General features: G+C 63.6%; 17 protein-coding genes. 15 read left to right on the forward strand and 2 right to left on the reverse strand.

Annotation, left to right across the window (positions count from 1 at the left end):
- Positions 1 to 25 precede the first annotated feature (25 nt).
- The 3 genes from ACVOLV_RS13830 (at position 26) to ACVOLV_RS13840 (ending at position 1,905) form a co-directional block, all read left to right on the forward strand.
- Positions 26 to 1,252 (forward strand): MFS transporter, encoded by a 1,227-nt coding sequence (locus ACVOLV_RS13830; protein WP_481554900.1) that lies wholly within the window; start codon positions 26 to 28, stop codon positions 1,250 to 1,252.
- Positions 1,253 to 1,319: 67 nt separating this feature from the next.
- The gene (locus ACVOLV_RS13835; protein ID WP_481554901.1) at positions 1,320 to 1,580 is read left to right on the forward strand and encodes a ribbon-helix-helix domain-containing protein; all 261 of its coding nucleotides are present in this window, start codon (positions 1,320 to 1,322) and stop codon (positions 1,578 to 1,580) included.
- A 10-nt stretch (positions 1,581 to 1,590) separates the two neighbouring features.
- Positions 1,591 to 1,905 carry a type II toxin-antitoxin system RelE/ParE family toxin gene (locus tag ACVOLV_RS13840; RefSeq protein ID WP_481554902.1) on the forward strand — a complete coding sequence of 105 codons (315 nt, stop codon included), beginning with the start codon at positions 1,591 to 1,593 and terminating at the stop codon, positions 1,903 to 1,905.
- Between the two features lie 187 nt (positions 1,906 to 2,092).
- Here ACVOLV_RS13840 and ACVOLV_RS13845 read toward each other — a convergent pair whose 3' ends face one another.
- On the reverse strand, positions 2,093 to 2,431 hold the full coding sequence (locus ACVOLV_RS13845) for a HesB/IscA family protein (protein WP_481554903.1): 339 nt from the start codon (positions 2,429 to 2,431) through the stop codon (positions 2,093 to 2,095).
- 149 nt (positions 2,432 to 2,580) lie between these two features.
- On the opposite strand from ACVOLV_RS13845, the gene asnS reads away from it, so the two are divergent.
- The 12 genes from asnS to ACVOLV_RS13905 all read left to right on the forward strand — a co-directional run bounded on the left by asnS (position 2,581) and on the right by ACVOLV_RS13905 (position 12,929).
- Positions 2,581 to 3,975, forward strand: coding sequence for an asparagine--tRNA ligase (asnS, locus tag ACVOLV_RS13850; protein WP_481554904.1), 1,395 nt, complete (start codon positions 2,581 to 2,583; stop codon positions 3,973 to 3,975).
- Between the two features lie 32 nt (positions 3,976 to 4,007).
- A complete protein-coding gene (locus ACVOLV_RS13855) occupies positions 4,008 to 4,313 on the forward strand; it encodes a hypothetical protein (RefSeq protein WP_282266093.1) in 306 nt (101 codons plus the stop codon).
- Positions 4,310 to 4,621 (forward strand): hypothetical protein, encoded by a 312-nt coding sequence (locus ACVOLV_RS13860; RefSeq protein WP_481554905.1) that lies wholly within the window; start codon positions 4,310 to 4,312, stop codon positions 4,619 to 4,621. The genes ACVOLV_RS13855 and ACVOLV_RS13860 overlap by 4 nt, the downstream gene beginning before the upstream one ends.
- 7 nt (positions 4,622 to 4,628) lie before the next feature.
- Positions 4,629 to 5,273: an FMN-binding negative transcriptional regulator gene (locus tag ACVOLV_RS13865; protein ID WP_481554906.1), complete on the forward strand. Its 645-nt coding sequence runs from the start codon at positions 4,629 to 4,631 to the stop codon at positions 5,271 to 5,273.
- 81 nt (positions 5,274 to 5,354) lie between these two features.
- Positions 5,355 to 6,017, forward strand: a complete 663-nt coding sequence (gene can / locus ACVOLV_RS13870; protein WP_481554907.1) for a carbonate dehydratase — start codon at positions 5,355 to 5,357, stop codon at positions 6,015 to 6,017.
- A 429-nt stretch (positions 6,018 to 6,446) separates the two neighbouring features.
- Positions 6,447 to 6,974 carry a 3-hydroxyanthranilate 3,4-dioxygenase gene (locus tag ACVOLV_RS13875; RefSeq protein ID WP_481554908.1) on the forward strand — a complete coding sequence of 176 codons (528 nt, stop codon included), beginning with the start codon at positions 6,447 to 6,449 and terminating at the stop codon, positions 6,972 to 6,974.
- Between the two features lie 50 nt (positions 6,975 to 7,024).
- Positions 7,025 to 8,299: a kynureninase gene (gene kynU / locus ACVOLV_RS13880; RefSeq protein ID WP_481554909.1), complete on the forward strand. Its 1,275-nt coding sequence runs from the start codon at positions 7,025 to 7,027 to the stop codon at positions 8,297 to 8,299.
- Positions 8,300 to 8,317: 18 nt separating this feature from the next.
- Positions 8,318 to 9,688 carry an FAD-dependent oxidoreductase gene (locus ACVOLV_RS13885; protein ID WP_481554910.1) on the forward strand — a complete coding sequence of 457 codons (1,371 nt, stop codon included), beginning with the start codon at positions 8,318 to 8,320 and terminating at the stop codon, positions 9,686 to 9,688.
- A complete protein-coding gene (sbcB, locus tag ACVOLV_RS13890) occupies positions 9,688 to 11,127 on the forward strand; it encodes an exodeoxyribonuclease I (RefSeq protein WP_481554911.1) in 1,440 nt (479 codons plus the stop codon). The genes ACVOLV_RS13885 and sbcB overlap by 1 nt, the downstream gene beginning before the upstream one ends.
- On the forward strand, positions 11,124 to 11,810 hold the full coding sequence (locus ACVOLV_RS13895; RefSeq protein WP_481554912.1) for a DUF2461 domain-containing protein: 687 nt from the start codon (positions 11,124 to 11,126) through the stop codon (positions 11,808 to 11,810). Before sbcB ends, ACVOLV_RS13895 begins: the two co-directional genes overlap by 4 nt.
- Positions 11,811 to 11,881: 71 nt before the next feature.
- The gene (locus ACVOLV_RS13900; protein ID WP_481554913.1) at positions 11,882 to 12,355 is read left to right on the forward strand and encodes an SRPBCC family protein; all 474 of its coding nucleotides are present in this window, start codon (positions 11,882 to 11,884) and stop codon (positions 12,353 to 12,355) included.
- Between the two features lie 19 nt (positions 12,356 to 12,374).
- Positions 12,375 to 12,929 (forward strand): DUF2939 domain-containing protein, encoded by a 555-nt coding sequence (locus ACVOLV_RS13905; protein ID WP_481554914.1) that lies wholly within the window; start codon positions 12,375 to 12,377, stop codon positions 12,927 to 12,929.
- Positions 12,930 to 12,944: 15 nt separating this feature from the next.
- On the opposite strand, the gene ACVOLV_RS13910 is transcribed toward ACVOLV_RS13905, so the two are convergent.
- The gene (locus ACVOLV_RS13910; protein ID WP_481554915.1) at positions 12,945 to 14,318 is read right to left on the reverse strand and encodes an NAD(P)-binding domain-containing protein; all 1,374 of its coding nucleotides are present in this window, start codon (positions 14,316 to 14,318) and stop codon (positions 12,945 to 12,947) included.
- Positions 14,319 to 14,355 lie beyond the last annotated feature (37 nt).

Below are 14,355 nucleotides of genomic sequence, written 5' to 3' on the forward strand. Positions count from 1 at the left end.
CACGCCCTCCCCCGGACCGCCCGACGTGAATTCCACGCTTTCCCTGGCAGCGCAACTGACGCCGCGCCAGCGCACTTTCATTCTAATTGCGCTCTCACTCGGCGGCTTCGCCATCGGCACCAGCGAGTTCGCCAGCATGGGCTTGATGCTGGAAATCAGCCGCGGGCTGGCGATCACCGAAGCCCAGGTCGGCCACCTGATCAGCGCCTACGCCATCGGTGTCGTGGTCGGCGCGCCGCTGCTGGCCTTTGCCGGCGCCAGCCTGCAGCGGCGAAGCCTGCTGCTGTGGCTGATGGGCTTCTATGCCATCGGCAATCTGGCCAGCGCGCTGGCGCCGAGCTATCACACGATGCTGCTGGCGCGTTTCGTCGCCGGCCTGCCGCACGGCGCCTATTTTGGCGTGGCGATGCTGGTTGCCGCTTCGATCAGCCCGCCGGAACAGCGCGGCGCCGCCGTTTCCAAGGTGCTGCTGGGCCTGTCCATTGCCATCCTGCTGGGCAACCCGCTGACCACCTGGCTTGGCCAACAGTTCAACTGGCGCAGTGCTTTCGTGCTGGTCAGCCTGCTCGCCCTTGCCACGGTGACGATGGTTGCCCGCCAGCTACCAGCCGATCCGAACGAAATCCGCACCTCGCCGATGCGTGAACTGCGCGCCTTCAACACCAGCCAGGTATGGCTGGCACTGGCCATCGGCGCGATCGGCTTCGCCGGCATGTTCTGCGTATTCACCTATCTGGCACCGACCCTGGTCAACGTCACCGGTATCAATGAGCGCTGGATGCCGGTCGCGGTCGGCCTGTTCGGCGTCGGCGCGATCATCGGCAATGTTGCTGGTGGCAAGCTGGTCGACCGGCTACAGTTCCGCGCCGCCGGGGTACTGCTGGCGTGGTCGATCGTGGTGCTGCTGCTGTTCCCGCTGGCCGCGAACTCGGCCTGGGCAATGGTGCCGGCGATCATCGCCGTGGGCACGATGGGCGCCCTGGCCGTCGCCCTGCAGACCCGATTGATGGACGCCGCTGGCGAGGCCCAGACCTTGGCCGCCGCCTCCAACCATGCAGCCTTCAATACGGCAAACGCGCTCGGCCCGTGGCTTGGCGGCATGGCGATTGGCGCAGGTTATGGCCACGCCTCCACCGGCTATGTGGGCGCGGCGACTGCGGCGGTAGGTCTGCTGCTGTGGGGTATCGCGGTGATGTTGCAGCGACGCGCCAGCACCTCAACCCAGACCGCCAACCCCTGCCTGGACGGCTGAACCGGCGGCGGCGGCATTTGTATTCAATAAGGAATAGTATTGAATACAGCCGCAACCGGAGACTCCCATGTCACGAGCAAGCACCACGACCATGACGGTTCGCCTCAGCGGAACCTTGAGCGACTTCGTGGCCGCCAACGTGGGAGAACACGGCGCTTATGAAAATGTCAGCGAATACATGCGCGATTTGATCCGACGCGACAAGGAACGTACGGAGGCTGAAGCTTTCGAGCGACTCAAGGCAGAACTGACTCACGCCTTTGCCGCGCCGGAGTCGTCGTACCAGCCGTTGACGGCAGCCGAGGTCATCGCCCGTAACCGGCGCTGAGCACCGGAACATGGCCCAGATCCGAATCCAGGAAGCCGCGTCCTACCGGCTTGACGAGATCTACCGCTACACGCGGGACCACTGGGGCGAAGAACAGGCGGAGCACTACATCAACGGATTGTTCGAGGCGCTGGAGGGTGTTTCGACACGGCTTACGCCATCACGCCCCATTCCGGGCGAATTTGGCATCGATGGCTTCTTCTTCCGTTACGAGCAGCATGTCGTGTACTGGCGACGGCTTTCCAATGGGGACATCGGTGTCGTCACCATCCTGCATGCACGAATGCACCAGATCGACAGGTTCAGCGAAGATTTCGAAACCTAGCCCGTAGTGCCGAGCCATGCTCGGCTGAAGCACTCTCGGCGATATCCGGGATTGTGCATGACGCCCCTGCCGAGCATGGCTCGGCTCTACAGGGGGAAGCCTTCTGGGATTCCTGCTTTCCGGCCCCGACACCGGGCGTGCTTCGCGGCTTACGCCGCTCCTACAAAAGGGGCAACCACCGCCTTGCTCAGCGGTGCATGTCGTCGGTGGTGAAGCTCTCGCCGCAGCCGCATTCGGCCGCCGCGTTGGGGTTCTTGAAGGTAAACGTCTCACTCAGGCCCTGCTTGCCGAAGTCGATCTCGGTGCCATCCACCAGCGGCAGGCTCTGTGCGTCCACGTAGATGCGCACGCCGTCCTGCTCGAACACGGTGTCGCCCTCGCGCTCATCCTTGGCCAGGTCAGTGATATGGCCCCAGCCCGAGCAACCGGTGCGGGTCACGCCGAAACGCAGGCCAAGCGCGCCCGGGGTGCCGTTGACGAAACGCTGCACGCGGGAATGGGCGATGGGGGTCAGATGAACAGCCATGTTGGGGCGACTCCAGCAGAATTACGGTCCAATTATAGATGGAGGCGGTCCTCCGGACTGCAAGCGTCGATAAATGCTCGCCTGCCCGGGCGTTGAACCGCTAAAATCTCGCATTCACAGATCGAGTCGATCAACAGAGGATTCAAGTCATGACGGTGGTCAGCGTTGCACACGCCCTTGCCGGGAAGTTCCCGGAAGGCGGAGAAGTCACAGTCCGCGGGTGGGTCCGCACGGTGCGCGGCTCGGCTGGACTGGCCTTCGTCAACGTCAGCGATGGCTCGGGCTTCGCCCCGATCCAGGTCGTGGCCACCGAAGCGCTGTCCAATTTCGAAGACATCAAGAAGCTGACCCCGAGCTGCTCGGTGATCGCCACCGGCACCCTGGTCAAGTCGCAGGGCAAGGGCCAGAGCTTCGAAATCCAGGCGCAGAGCCTGGAAATCGTCGGCTGGGTCGAAGACCCGCTGACCTACCCGATCCAGCCCAAGCCGATGTCGCCGGAGTTCCTGCGTGAAGTGGCGCATCTGCGCCCGCGCACGAATCTGTTCGGCGCGGTCACCCGTATCCGCGACTGCCTGTCCAAGGCCGTGCACCGTTACTTCCATGAGAACGGCTTCTACTGGATCAGCACGCCCATCATCACCAGTTCCGACGCGGAAGGTGCCGGCCAGATGTTCCGCGTCTCCACGCTGGACATGGCCAACCTGCCGCGCACCAGCGACGGCCAGATCGATTTCAGCCGTGACTTCTTCGGCAAGGAAACCTTCCTGACCGTGTCCGGCCAGCTCAACGTCGAGGCGTACTGCCTGGCACTGAGCAAGGTCTATACCTTCGGCCCGACCTTCCGCGCCGAGAACAGCCACACCACCCGCCACCTGGCCGAGTTCTGGATGGTGGAGCCGGAAATCGCCTTCGCCGACCTGGCCGAAAACGCGCGCGTGGCCGAAGAGTTCCTGAAGTACCTGTTCCGCGCCGTGCTCGATGAGCGCGCCGACGACATGGCCTTCATCGCCGAGCGCGTGCAGAAGGACGCCATCACCCGTCTGGAAGCCTTCGTCAACGCACCGTTCGAGCGCATCGAGTACACCGATGCGATCAGCCTGCTGCAGAAGTCCGGCAAGAAGTTCGACTACCCGGTCGAATGGGGCCTGGACCTGCAGACCGAGCACGAGCGCTGGTTGACCGAGGAGCACGTCGGCCGCCCGGTCGTGGTGACCAACTACCCGGAACACTTCAAGGCCTTCTACATGCGCCTGAACGACGACGGCAAGACCGTCGCCGCGATGGATGTGCTGGCCCCGGGCATCGGCGAGATCATCGGCGGCAGCCAGCGCGAAGAGCGCCTGAACGTGCTCGACGCGCGCATGGCGCAGTTCGGCCTGGATCCGGATCACTACCAGTGGTACCGCGACTTCCGTCGCTACGGCTCGGTGCCGCATGCCGGCTTCGGCCTGGGCTTCGAGCGCCTGGTGGTTTACGTCTGCGGCCTGTCCAACATCCGCGACGCGATCCCCTACCCGCGTGCACCGGGTTCGGCGGAGTACTGATTCATCTGATCCAGTAACAGGAGGCGGTGCCGTTGACCTTGTTCTTCGCTCTTTGCTTTGTCGGCGTGGCCATTGCCGGCCTCAGCGCCTTCCTGATTTTCTGGCCGTTGACGCTGGTCCATATACGCGACCGGCATCCGGCGCTGGCCACCGAATTCGGCGCCGGCGCTTTTCTCAAACCAGAGTGCCTGCGCTGGCTGCTGGGCCGCGGCTTCACCGGCATCGCCGACCGCTCGCTGTCCGGCTTGGCCACCCCCGCCCGCATCGCCTTGCTGGTGATGCTCGGCGGGCTGGGCATGGCACTGCTGTTGTGGCTTTTTTCGCAGGTAATGAAATGACTGATTTCGAGAACATTCCCGACCAGTGGTGGCTGGCGCAGCTCGGCGGCACCCTGATCTGGGCGCGCCTGCGGGTGCGTCCGGGCGGCACCGCCGAGATCCTGGACAGCGATGGCAACACGCTGAGCTACGACAGTGAAGACACCGCCCGCGGACAGCTGTTCGACGCCGAGTTCGTCGCCTTCGACGGCTTGGACGAAGAAGACGCGCTACACCGCGGCTTCTCGCTGCATGAGGTGACCCCACCGCAAGGCGACGACGACACGCTGCGCGAGCGCATGGTGCAGTTGCTCGGCACCCGGGTCTGATCGAACCGTGTTCGCCCAGCGCGTATTCGTCGAGACCGACCTGCTCTGGCTGGACCGCCTGCTGGCCCGCGACCCGTTCGTTACCCTGCTGACCACCGGCAACGATGGATTGCCCGAACTGACCCGGCTGCCGGTGCTGTACCGGCGTGCAGGGCACAAGGTCGAGCTGATCGCCCATTGGGCCAAGGCCAACAAGCAATCCCGGCATAGCGGCAGCGCCAAGGTATTGGTCAACGGCCCGCAGGGCTATGTCTCGGCCAGCTGGTATCCGGACAAGGAAAGCGCGGCGCGTGTTCCCACCTGGAACTACGCCGCAGCTGAACTTGTCGGCGAACTGCACAGCTTCGACGACACGGCGTCATTGGCCCAACTGCTGTCAGACACCAGCCACTTCTTCGAGGCCAGCGTCGGCCAGGACTGGCAGTTCGATGCCAGCCTGGACGATCACGCCCCCTCGCTGCGCGCCATCGTAGGCTTCCGCCTGGAGGTGCAGCAGATCCAGATCAAGCTGAAGCTGAGCCAGAACCATCCGCAGGCAAACCAGTTGGCGGTGATCGAGGCCTTGCAGGCCCTGGACACGCCCGATGCCCGCGAACTCGCGCAGTGGATGCAGTTGTATCGCAGTGAGCACGGCGACCAGCCTGATGCCTGAGCCACGCCCCGTTTCCCGCGACGCTGCCGTGCAAACGCGCAGCAGCGCCCTCCCCCTCAAGATCGCAAGGGAAGCTTCACCATGAAAGACATCCATAACCTGCTGCAGAAGAACCGCGAATGGGCAGACCGGATCGAGAAGGAAGATCCCGAGTTCTTCCACCAGCTGGCCAAGCAGCAGAGCCCGGAGTACCTGTGGATCGGCTGCTCCGATTCGCGGGTACCGGCGAACCAGATCATCGGCATGGCGCCGGGCGAGATCTTCGTCCACCGCAACATTGCCAACGTGGTGGTGCACACCGACCTGAACTGCCTGAGCGTGATCCAGTACGCCGTGGACCAGCTCAAGATCAAGCACATCCTGATCGTCGGCCATTACGGCTGCGGCGGCGTGCATGCGGCCTTGAACAAGGTGCGTGTCGGCCTGGCCGACAACTGGCTGCGGCACGTCGGTGATGTCGCGCAGAAGCACGACGACATCCTCTCGCAGATCGACGATCCTGAGCTGCGCCATGCGCGCCTGTGCGAGTTGAACGTGATCGAACAGGTAGTCAACGCCTGCCGCTCGACCATCGTGCAGGACGCCTGGGCCCGCGGCCAGAAGCTGATGGTGCACGGCTGGGTCTACAGCCTGCGCGACGGCCGGGTCAGCGAGATGGGTATTGATGTGGGTGCGCCGGAGGAGTTGCAGCCTGCGTATGAAAAAGCACTTTCGTTCGTACCGCGCAAAGGCAAACGGCACTGAGCGGAGGAAGATCCTGCCGGAGCTAGGCTTCCCTAATCCCCGGCCGGAGCTAGGCTTCCTCCCCTCTCCCGCTTGCGGGGTGAGAGGAGCAGCTTGCGAACCACAGGTTCGCTGCTACTCGAACGACCTTGCGCCAGCGCAAGGGCCGGGGCGCGGAGCGGGGGCTGGGGGTGAGGGCCTACCGCCCAAGCCAAGTCAAAACCCTGCCCTCATCCGCCCTTCGGGCACCTTCTCCCGCATGCGGGAGAAGGGACAGAGCAGAAGCCAGAGCAAAGCCAAAGCCAGAGCGACAGCAAGAGCCAGAGCAAGAGCCAGAGCCAGAGCCAGAGCAAGAGCAAGAACAAAAGCAAAAACAAAAGCAAAAGCAAAGCAAAAGCAGCAGCCCCCCCCAAAAAAACACCCCTAGCCCACGCACCAAACAGGCCCCGCATGCTCCCCCTACCCCTGAACCTGCTCGGCTGGATCGAAGAACACCGCCATCTCCTGAAGCCGCCGGTCGGCAACAAGATGATCGAGAACGGTGACTTCATCGTCATGGTGGTTGCCGGCCCCAACAGCCGCAACGACTACCACTGGGACGAAGGCCCGGAGTGGTTCTTCCAGCTCGAAGGCGAGATGGTGCTGCGAATACAGGAAGATGGCGCGGTGCGCGACATCCCGATCCGCGCCGGCGAGATCTTCCTGCTGCCGCCACGCGTGCCGCATTCGCCGCAGCGCATGCCTGGCTCGATCGGCCTGGTCGTCGAGCGCAAGCGCCTGGAACATGAGCTCGATGGCTTCATGTGGTTCTGCCAGCAATGCAACCACAAGATTTACGAAGAGTTCTTCCACCTGAAGAACATCGAGACCGATCTGCCCAAGGTCTTCGACCGGTTCCATGCCTCGACCGAACACCGTACCTGCACACAATGCGGCGCCGTACATCCATTGCCCAGACCGGTCACGCCAGAAGCCTGAGTGGTCGGGCGCGGTTACACTGCGGGTACATCCTCGACGTGTCCGCACCGATGAACGAAACGCTGTCACCCGCTCACGCCACCGCACTTGATGCTGCCGATCCGCTGCGCCATCTGCGCAGCCAGTTTCTGATCCCGCAGCACCAAGGCACCGATCAAGCCTATTTCGTCGGCAACTCGCTGGGCCTGCAGCCACGCGGTGCGCAGGCGATGGTGCAGGAGGTGATGGACCAATGGGGCCGCATCGCTGTCGAGGGCCACTTCACCGGGCCGACGCAGTGGTTGAGCTATCACCGCCTGCTGCGCGATTCCCTCGCAGGCGTGGTCGGCGCGCTGCCGCATGAAGTGGTGGCAATGAACACGCTGAGCGTGAACCTGCACCTGATGATGGTCAGCTTCTACCGCCCCAGCAGCGAACGCCCGGCGATCCTGATGGAAGCTGGCGCCTTCCCGACCGACCGCCACGCGGTCGAGGCACAGATCCGCTTCCATGGCTTCGATCCGGCCACCGATCTGATCGAAGTGCAGCCGGACGAAGCCAACGGCACCATCTCGATGCAGGCCATCGAACAGGCCATCAACACGCACGGCAAGCGCGTCGCGCTGGTGTTGTGGCCAGGCGTGCAGTATCGCACCGGCCAGGTCTTCGATCTGGACGCGATCACCCGCCTGGCACGCGCGCAAGGCGCCAACATCGGCTTCGATCTCGCCCACTCGGTTGGCAACGTGCCGTTGAACCTGCACGACGTCGCACCGGATTTCGCGGTGTGGTGCCACTACAAATATTTGAATGCCGGTCCGGGTGCGGTCGCCGGTGCCTTCGTGCACGAACGCCATGCCAGGGATACCTCACTGCCACGTTTCGCCGGTTGGTGGGGCCATGAACAGGCGACCCGCTTCCAGATGGCACCGGAGTTCGTGCCCGAGCTTGGCGCCGAAGGCTGGCAGCTGAGCAATCCGCCGGTGCTCGGCCTTGCTCCACTGCGTGCATCGCTGGCGCTGTATGACGAGGCCGGCATGGACGCGCTGCGCGCGAAGTCACTGAAGCTCACCGGCTACCTGGAAACCATGGTGCGTGCGCGCCTGGACCATGTGCTGCAGATCATCACGCCTGCCGAACCCGAACGCCGTGGCTGCCAGCTGTCACTGCGCGTAGCCGGTGGCCGCGCACAAGGCCGCTCGCTGTTCGAGTACCTGCAATCAGTCGGCGTGCTCGGCGACTGGCGCGAGCCCGATGTCATCCGCATCTCGCCAACGCCTTTGTACAACCGCTACAGCGATGTCTACCGCTTCGTCGATGAAGTGGAAACCTGGGCTGGCGTCTGACCAACGGAATCCTGTGACTTGAACACCCCCACCCCACGCAGTCTCACCCTGATCGGCGCCGGTTTGGCCGGCTCCCTGCTTGCCATCCTGCTGTCGCGGCAGGGCTGGAAAATAACCGTCTACGAACGCCGCGGCGATCCACGTATCGCTGACTACGAGTCCGGCCGTTCGATCAATCTCGCACTGGCCGAACGCGGCCGCAATGCCTTGCGCCAGGCCGGCGTCGAAGACGAGGTGATGGCCAAGGCGGTGATGATGCGCGGGCGCATGGTGCACCCGCGCGAAGGCGAGCCCGACCTGCAGCGTTACGGCCGCGATGACAGCGAAGTGATCTGGTCGGTACACCGCAAAGATCTCAACACCACCTTGCTGCAGCTGGCCGAGGAAGCGGGTGCGACCGTGCACTTCCACCGCCGCCTGCACACCGTTGACTTTGATGCAGGCTATGCACGCTTCATTGATGACCGCGACGACCAGCCACACGACATCCACTTCAACACGCCGCTGATCGGTGCCGATGGCGCTGGCTCGGCGCTGCGTGCAGCAATGAACCGCAAGCTGCCGTTGGGCGAGCGCATCGAGTTCCTCGATCATTCGTACAAGGAGCTGGAGATTCCGCCGGCAGCAGATGGCAGCTTCCAGATCGAAGCCAACGCCCTGCACATCTGGCCGCGCGGCAACTACATGTGCATCGCCCTGCCCAACGACGAAGGCACCTTCACCGTCACCCTGTTCCTGCCCAATGAGGGCGAGCCCAGCTTCGCAACAGTGCGCAACGGTGCTGAAGCAGAAGCCTTGTTCCAACGCGACTTCGCTGATGCCCTGCCGTTGATACCGGACCTGCGCGCCGACTGGGAGCAGCATCCGCCCGGCCTGCTCGGCACGCTGTATCTGGAGCGCTGGCACCAGCGAGGCAAGGCGGTGCTTATCGGTGATGCCGCGCATGCAATGGTGCCCTTCCACGGCCAAGGCATGAACTGCGCATTCGAAGACTGTGTGGTGCTGGCGCGCTGCCTGGCCGAACACCCCGGTACGGAAGAAGCCTTCACCGCTTTTGAAGCCGAGCGCAAACCCAATGCCGCCGCCATCCAACAGATGGCCTTGGACAACTATCTGGAAATGCGCGACCGCGTCGCTGATCCTAGCTACCTGCTGCAGCGCGAACTGGAGCAGGCGCTGCAGGCGCGCTGGCCCACCCGTTTCGTGCCGCATTACACGATGGTTACGTTCCTGCACACGCCGTACTCGGTTGCTCTGGAACGCACCCATCTGCAGCAGGCCATCCTGGCCGACGCAACCGCCGGCCACGACTCGCTGGACAACATCGACTGGGCTGCGCTGGAGCAGATCATCCATGCCCAACTGCCGGTACTGGAAGGAGCGCACTGATGGCCGAGAGCTTCCTGTTCTACGATCTGGAAACCTTTGGCCAGGACCCGCGCCGCACCCGCATCGCCCAGTTCGCTGCGGTACGTACCGACGCCAACCTGAAAGTCATCGACGAACCGATCAGCTTCTACGTCAAGCCGGCCGACGATCTGCTGCCCTCGCCGATTGCCACACTGATTACCGGCATCACCCCGCAGCATGCACTGGCCGAAGGTGTCAGCGAGGCCGAGGCGTTCGCCCGCATCAACGAGTTGATGAGCAAGCCGCAGACCTGCACGCTCGGTTACAACACCCTGCGCTTCGATGATGAGTTCGTGCGCTACGGTCTATTCCGCAACTTCCACGACCCCTACGAGCGCGAATGGCGCAGCGGCAACTCGCGCTGGGATCTGCTCGACATGCTGCGGCTGGTGCACGCGCTGCGCCCGGACGGCATCAACTGGCCCAAGCGCGAAGATGGCGCCACCTCGTTCAAGCTCGAGCACCTGGCGCTGGCCAATGATGTGCGCGAAGGCGATGCCCACGAGGCGCTGTCCGATGTCTACGCCACCATCGGCATGGCGCGGCGCTTCCGTGAGGCGCAGCCGCGCATGTGGGACTACGCATTGCGCCTGCGCGACAAACGCTACGTTGGCAGCCTGCTCGACGTGGTGGCGATGGAGCCGGTGCTGCACATCTCCATGCGCTACCCGGCCAGCCGCCTGTGCGCCGCGCCGGTGCTGCCGCTGGCGCGCCACCCACACATCAACAACCGGGTGATCGTGTTCGATCTGGAAGGCGATATCGAGCCGCTGCTGGAGCTGTCGGTGGAAGAGATCACCGCGCGCCTGTACACCCGCGCCGCCGACCTGCCCGAGGGCCAGCAACGCATTCCGCTGAAGGAAGTGCACCTCAACAAGGTGCCGGCACTGGTTGCCTGGAACCATCTGCGCGATGCCGACTTCGAGCGCCTGGCCATTGATCCGGCGGTGATTGAAGCCAAGGCCGAGAAGCTGCGTGCGCTGGCTCCGCAGTTGGCCGAAAAAGCACGTCAGGTGTTCGCCCGCGAGCGCACCAATGACGGCCCGGTTGATGCCGACGCCTCGCTGTACGACGGCTTCCTGGCTGAAGGCGACAAGGGCCTGCTGAGCAAGGTGCGCACCGCGCCGCCAGAAGCACTGGCCGAGCTGGAACAGCGCTTCCGCGACCCGCGCCTGCCCGAGCTGCTGTTCCGCTACCGCGCGCGCAACCATCTACAAACCCTCGACGCCACCGCGCGCTCACGCTGGGATGCGTATCGTCAGCAGCGCTTCACTACCCCAGGCATGGCCGAGCAGACCTTGCCGGAATACGTCGCGCAGATTGCCGAACTGCGCGAGGAGCACAAGGACAACCCGGCCTCACTGGCCCTGCTTGATGCTTTGGACCAGTGGCACCTTACTTTGCAGGACACACCATGACCCAGTATTTCAGCGATGCCAGCTTCAAGTTCCTGAAAGCGCTGGCACGCCATAACGACAAGACCTGGTTTGCCGAGCACAAGCAGCAGTACGAAGACCATGTGCGCCAGCCCTTTCTGCGCCTGATCACCGACCTGCAGCCAGACCTGAGCGAAGTCAGCACGCACTTCCAGGCCGATCCGCGCACCGTCGGCGGCTCGCTGTTCCGCATCTACCGTGATTCCCGCTTCTCCCACGACAAGGCACCCTACAAAACCTGGCAGGGTGCACGTCTGTTCCATGAGCGCCGCAAGCAGGTGCCGGCGCCGTCGTATTACATCCACCTGGCACCGGGCGAGAGCTTTGTTGGTGCTGGTATCTGGCACCCGGAACCGGACGTACAGCGCCGCCTGCGTCAGTTCATCCTCGACAACCCAGGCAGCTGGAAGGCGGCCGCGCATGCACCGGCCACGCGCAAGCGCTACGAGTTCGAGAGCAGCGAGAAGCTGGTGCGGCCGCCGCGCGGCTTCCCGGCCGACTTCGAGTTCATCGACGACCTCAAGCATCGCAACTGGGTGCTGTGGCGTTCGCTGGACGACGAGGTGATGACCGGCCCGCGCCTGCGCCAGACCCTGGCCAAGGACCTGGCCGCACTCGGTCCGTTCGTCGACTACCTGTGCGCCGCGCTGGATCTGGAATTCTGATTAGCGCGGGCTTCACGCAAACCAACCTGGTTTGCGGCACGCTTGGAGGCAACCTTCGACAGGAAGCCGCCATGACCAGCATCCACCTGCAAGTCTGGATCGATGCCCCGCTGGCCACCGTCTACAGCGGCCTGGCCAGTGCCGAGGGACTGAGCCACTGGTGGATACCGCACCAGCAATCGGTCATCGACGGCGAAACGGTGATCAGCCACAACCCTGGCTCCGGCCATGGCGTGGTTGCGCTGAAGGTGCTGGAGATCATCCCCGAGCGCTGCGTCCGCTGGGAGGTGATCAGCCGTCACCCGCCACAAAGCCCGGCCTCGGCCTGGACTGGCACCGAGATCCGCTTCGACCTGTCACGCCGGGCCAGCCCCGGTGCCTGGCGCGGCCTGCCGCACGAAGGCGAGCCGATGACCGTACTGGAGTTCCATCACCTGGGCTGGAACGGCGACAGTGAATACCTGGGCTTCTGCAGCCAGGCCTGGGCCGAAACGCTGGTGATGCTGCGCCGTTGGGCCGAAGCACGCAGCCCCGCACACCCCTGATTTCGAGGATAGCAACGCAATGAAGAAGTGGATACTTGCCGCCGTCATCGCCATGGCAGTGTTGCTGGCCGCCTACGTCATCGGCGGCCCCTATCTGGCAATCCGCGGCATCAGCCAGGCGATCGAACAACGCGATACCGGCAAGCTGGCGCGACACGTCGATTTCGGCGCGGTGCGGGTCAACATCAAGGCGCAGATCAACGATTACATCGTGCGCCGCGCTGGTAGCGACATGCAGTCCAGTCTGTTCGGCCAGGTCGCACTGGGCGTTGCCGGCAATCTCACTGGCGCAGGTGTCGATACCTTCGTCACCCCCTTGGGTATCGCTGCCCTGCTGCAGGGTGACAGCCTGTGGAAGCGGGCCATCGGTGACACCGTCGGTGGTGACACCTGGGCTCCGCCCTCGCCGGCCAAGCCGCTGGCCAATACCACCGGCCATTACGAATCGCTGTCGCGCTACACCGCCACCACCCACCTGGAAGATGGCCGCGAAGTCGTGTTCGTGCTCAGCCGCCAGGGGCTGCGCTGGCGGCTGACCAATATCATGCTGCCACTGGGACAGGCGCCGGGCTGACCGGCGCCGGTTCCGTCAGGCAATTCTGCGCGGCGCTTCTTCGATCACGCTGTCGGCGAGGAAGGCATCCAGTGAATCATCCATCGCCTGCATCCAAGGCGTGTGATGCAGCGGCGCCAATGTGCCGGTCAGCACCGAGCGATAGCTATAGTTGCGGTAGCCGAGGATGTCGTCCTTCTTGTCGTGCTTCCACTGTTTGAACAGCGTGGCCACGGCCTCGACGTTGAAGTCCGGATAGTCGGTGGCATCGAGCAGATCACGCACGTACCCGGTCTGGAAGTCGATGTCCTGCTCAGCCGAGGTCGTCGCCTCCTCCCGCGCCAACCAGGCTTCACTGTCAGCACGCATTGCATCGGCAGTCGGCAACGCGATCCTGCCGAGGATCACATCGCGCGCATACCAGGCCTGCGCATCGAACATGTTGAAGGTGTAGTACTGGTCCTGCATGCCCAGATAGATCAGCTTGGGGTTGTCGATCCAGAACACACCCTTGTACAGATCACCCGGGTACAGACGGTTGCGGGTGCGTAGGGTCAATGCATCGGGCAGGAACGGAAAATGGTGCTGGTAGCCAGTGCACAGCACAATGGCATCCACGTCCTTGCTGCTGCCATCGATGAAGTGCGCGGTGTTGCCCTCGACGCGCTGCAACAGGGGCTTTTCTTCAAAAGCCGCCGGCCAGTCATAACCGGTAGCCGCGCTGCGATAACTGAAAGTGACCGATCTGGCGCCGTACTTGTAGCACTGCGTACCGATGTCCTCGGCCGAATAGCTGGAGCCCACCAGCAGCAGATCCTTGTCTGCGAATTCACAGGCATCGCGGAAATCATGCGCGTGCAAGACGCGGCCGGGGAAACGATCCACGCCCTCGAAGAATGGCGCGTTCGGTGTGGAGAAATGCCCGGTGGCAACGATGACCCGATCGAATTCCTCGGTCAGCAGTTCGTCTTTCTTCAGGTCGCGGACGGTGACGGTGAAGCGCTCGGTTTGTTCCGAGTAGTCGACCCATTGCACCGCCATGTTGAAGCGGATCTGATCACGCACGCCGCTCTTTTCGATGCGGCCCATGATGTAGTCGCGCAGCACGGCGCGTGGCGGATAGGAGGCGATCGGGCGGCCAAAATGCTCTTCGAAACTGTAGTCGGCAAACTCCAGCGCTTCCTTCGGGCCGTTCGACCAGAGGTAGCGGTACATGCTGCCATGTACGGGTTCGCCATAAGCATCCAGCCCGGTACGCCATGTGTAGTTCCACATCCCGCCAAGATCGGATTGCTTTTCGAAGCAGACGATCTCTGGCACTTCAGCTCCACCTCGACGGGCGGATTCAAAGGCACGAAGTTGCGCCAGGCCGCTCGGGCCGGCTCCAAGAATGGCGATACGCATGGTCATTCGGGTTGTTTCTCCTGTGTAGCTGCAATCGCGTAAA

The organism is Stenotrophomonas sp. STEN023, assembly GCF_056760135.1.

What these genes read in the sequence shown, in the direction of transcription:
- kynU (WP_481554909.1), top strand. Translation starts at nt 7,025, where the DNA reads ATGAACGAAACGCTGTCACCCGCTCACGCCACCGCACTTGATGCTGCC.
- ACVOLV_RS13905 (WP_481554914.1), top strand. Translation starts at nt 12,375, where the DNA reads ATGAAGAAGTGGATACTTGCCGCCGTCATCGCCATGGCAGTGTTGCTG.
- ACVOLV_RS13835 (WP_481554901.1), top strand. Translation starts at nt 1,320, where the DNA reads ATGTCACGAGCAAGCACCACGACCATGACGGTTCGCCTCAGCGGAACC.
- ACVOLV_RS13845 (WP_481554903.1), bottom strand. Translation starts at nt 2,431, where the DNA reads ATGGCTGTTCATCTGACCCCCATCGCCCATTCCCGCGTGCAGCGTTTC.
- ACVOLV_RS13860 (WP_481554905.1), top strand. Translation starts at nt 4,310, where the DNA reads ATGACTGATTTCGAGAACATTCCCGACCAGTGGTGGCTGGCGCAGCTC.
- ACVOLV_RS13895 (WP_481554912.1), top strand. Translation starts at nt 11,124, where the DNA reads ATGACCCAGTATTTCAGCGATGCCAGCTTCAAGTTCCTGAAAGCGCTG.
- ACVOLV_RS13900 (WP_481554913.1), top strand. Translation starts at nt 11,882, where the DNA reads ATGACCAGCATCCACCTGCAAGTCTGGATCGATGCCCCGCTGGCCACC.
- ACVOLV_RS13875 (WP_481554908.1), top strand. Translation starts at nt 6,447, where the DNA reads ATGCTCCCCCTACCCCTGAACCTGCTCGGCTGGATCGAAGAACACCGC.
- asnS (WP_481554904.1), top strand. Translation starts at nt 2,581, where the DNA reads ATGACGGTGGTCAGCGTTGCACACGCCCTTGCCGGGAAGTTCCCGGAA.
- can (WP_481554907.1), top strand. Translation starts at nt 5,355, where the DNA reads ATGAAAGACATCCATAACCTGCTGCAGAAGAACCGCGAATGGGCAGAC.
- ACVOLV_RS13840 (WP_481554902.1), top strand. Translation starts at nt 1,591, where the DNA reads ATGGCCCAGATCCGAATCCAGGAAGCCGCGTCCTACCGGCTTGACGAG.
- sbcB (WP_481554911.1), top strand. Translation starts at nt 9,688, where the DNA reads ATGGCCGAGAGCTTCCTGTTCTACGATCTGGAAACCTTTGGCCAGGAC.
- ACVOLV_RS13910 (WP_481554915.1), bottom strand. Translation starts at nt 14,318, where the DNA reads ATGACCATGCGTATCGCCATTCTTGGAGCCGGCCCGAGCGGCCTGGCG.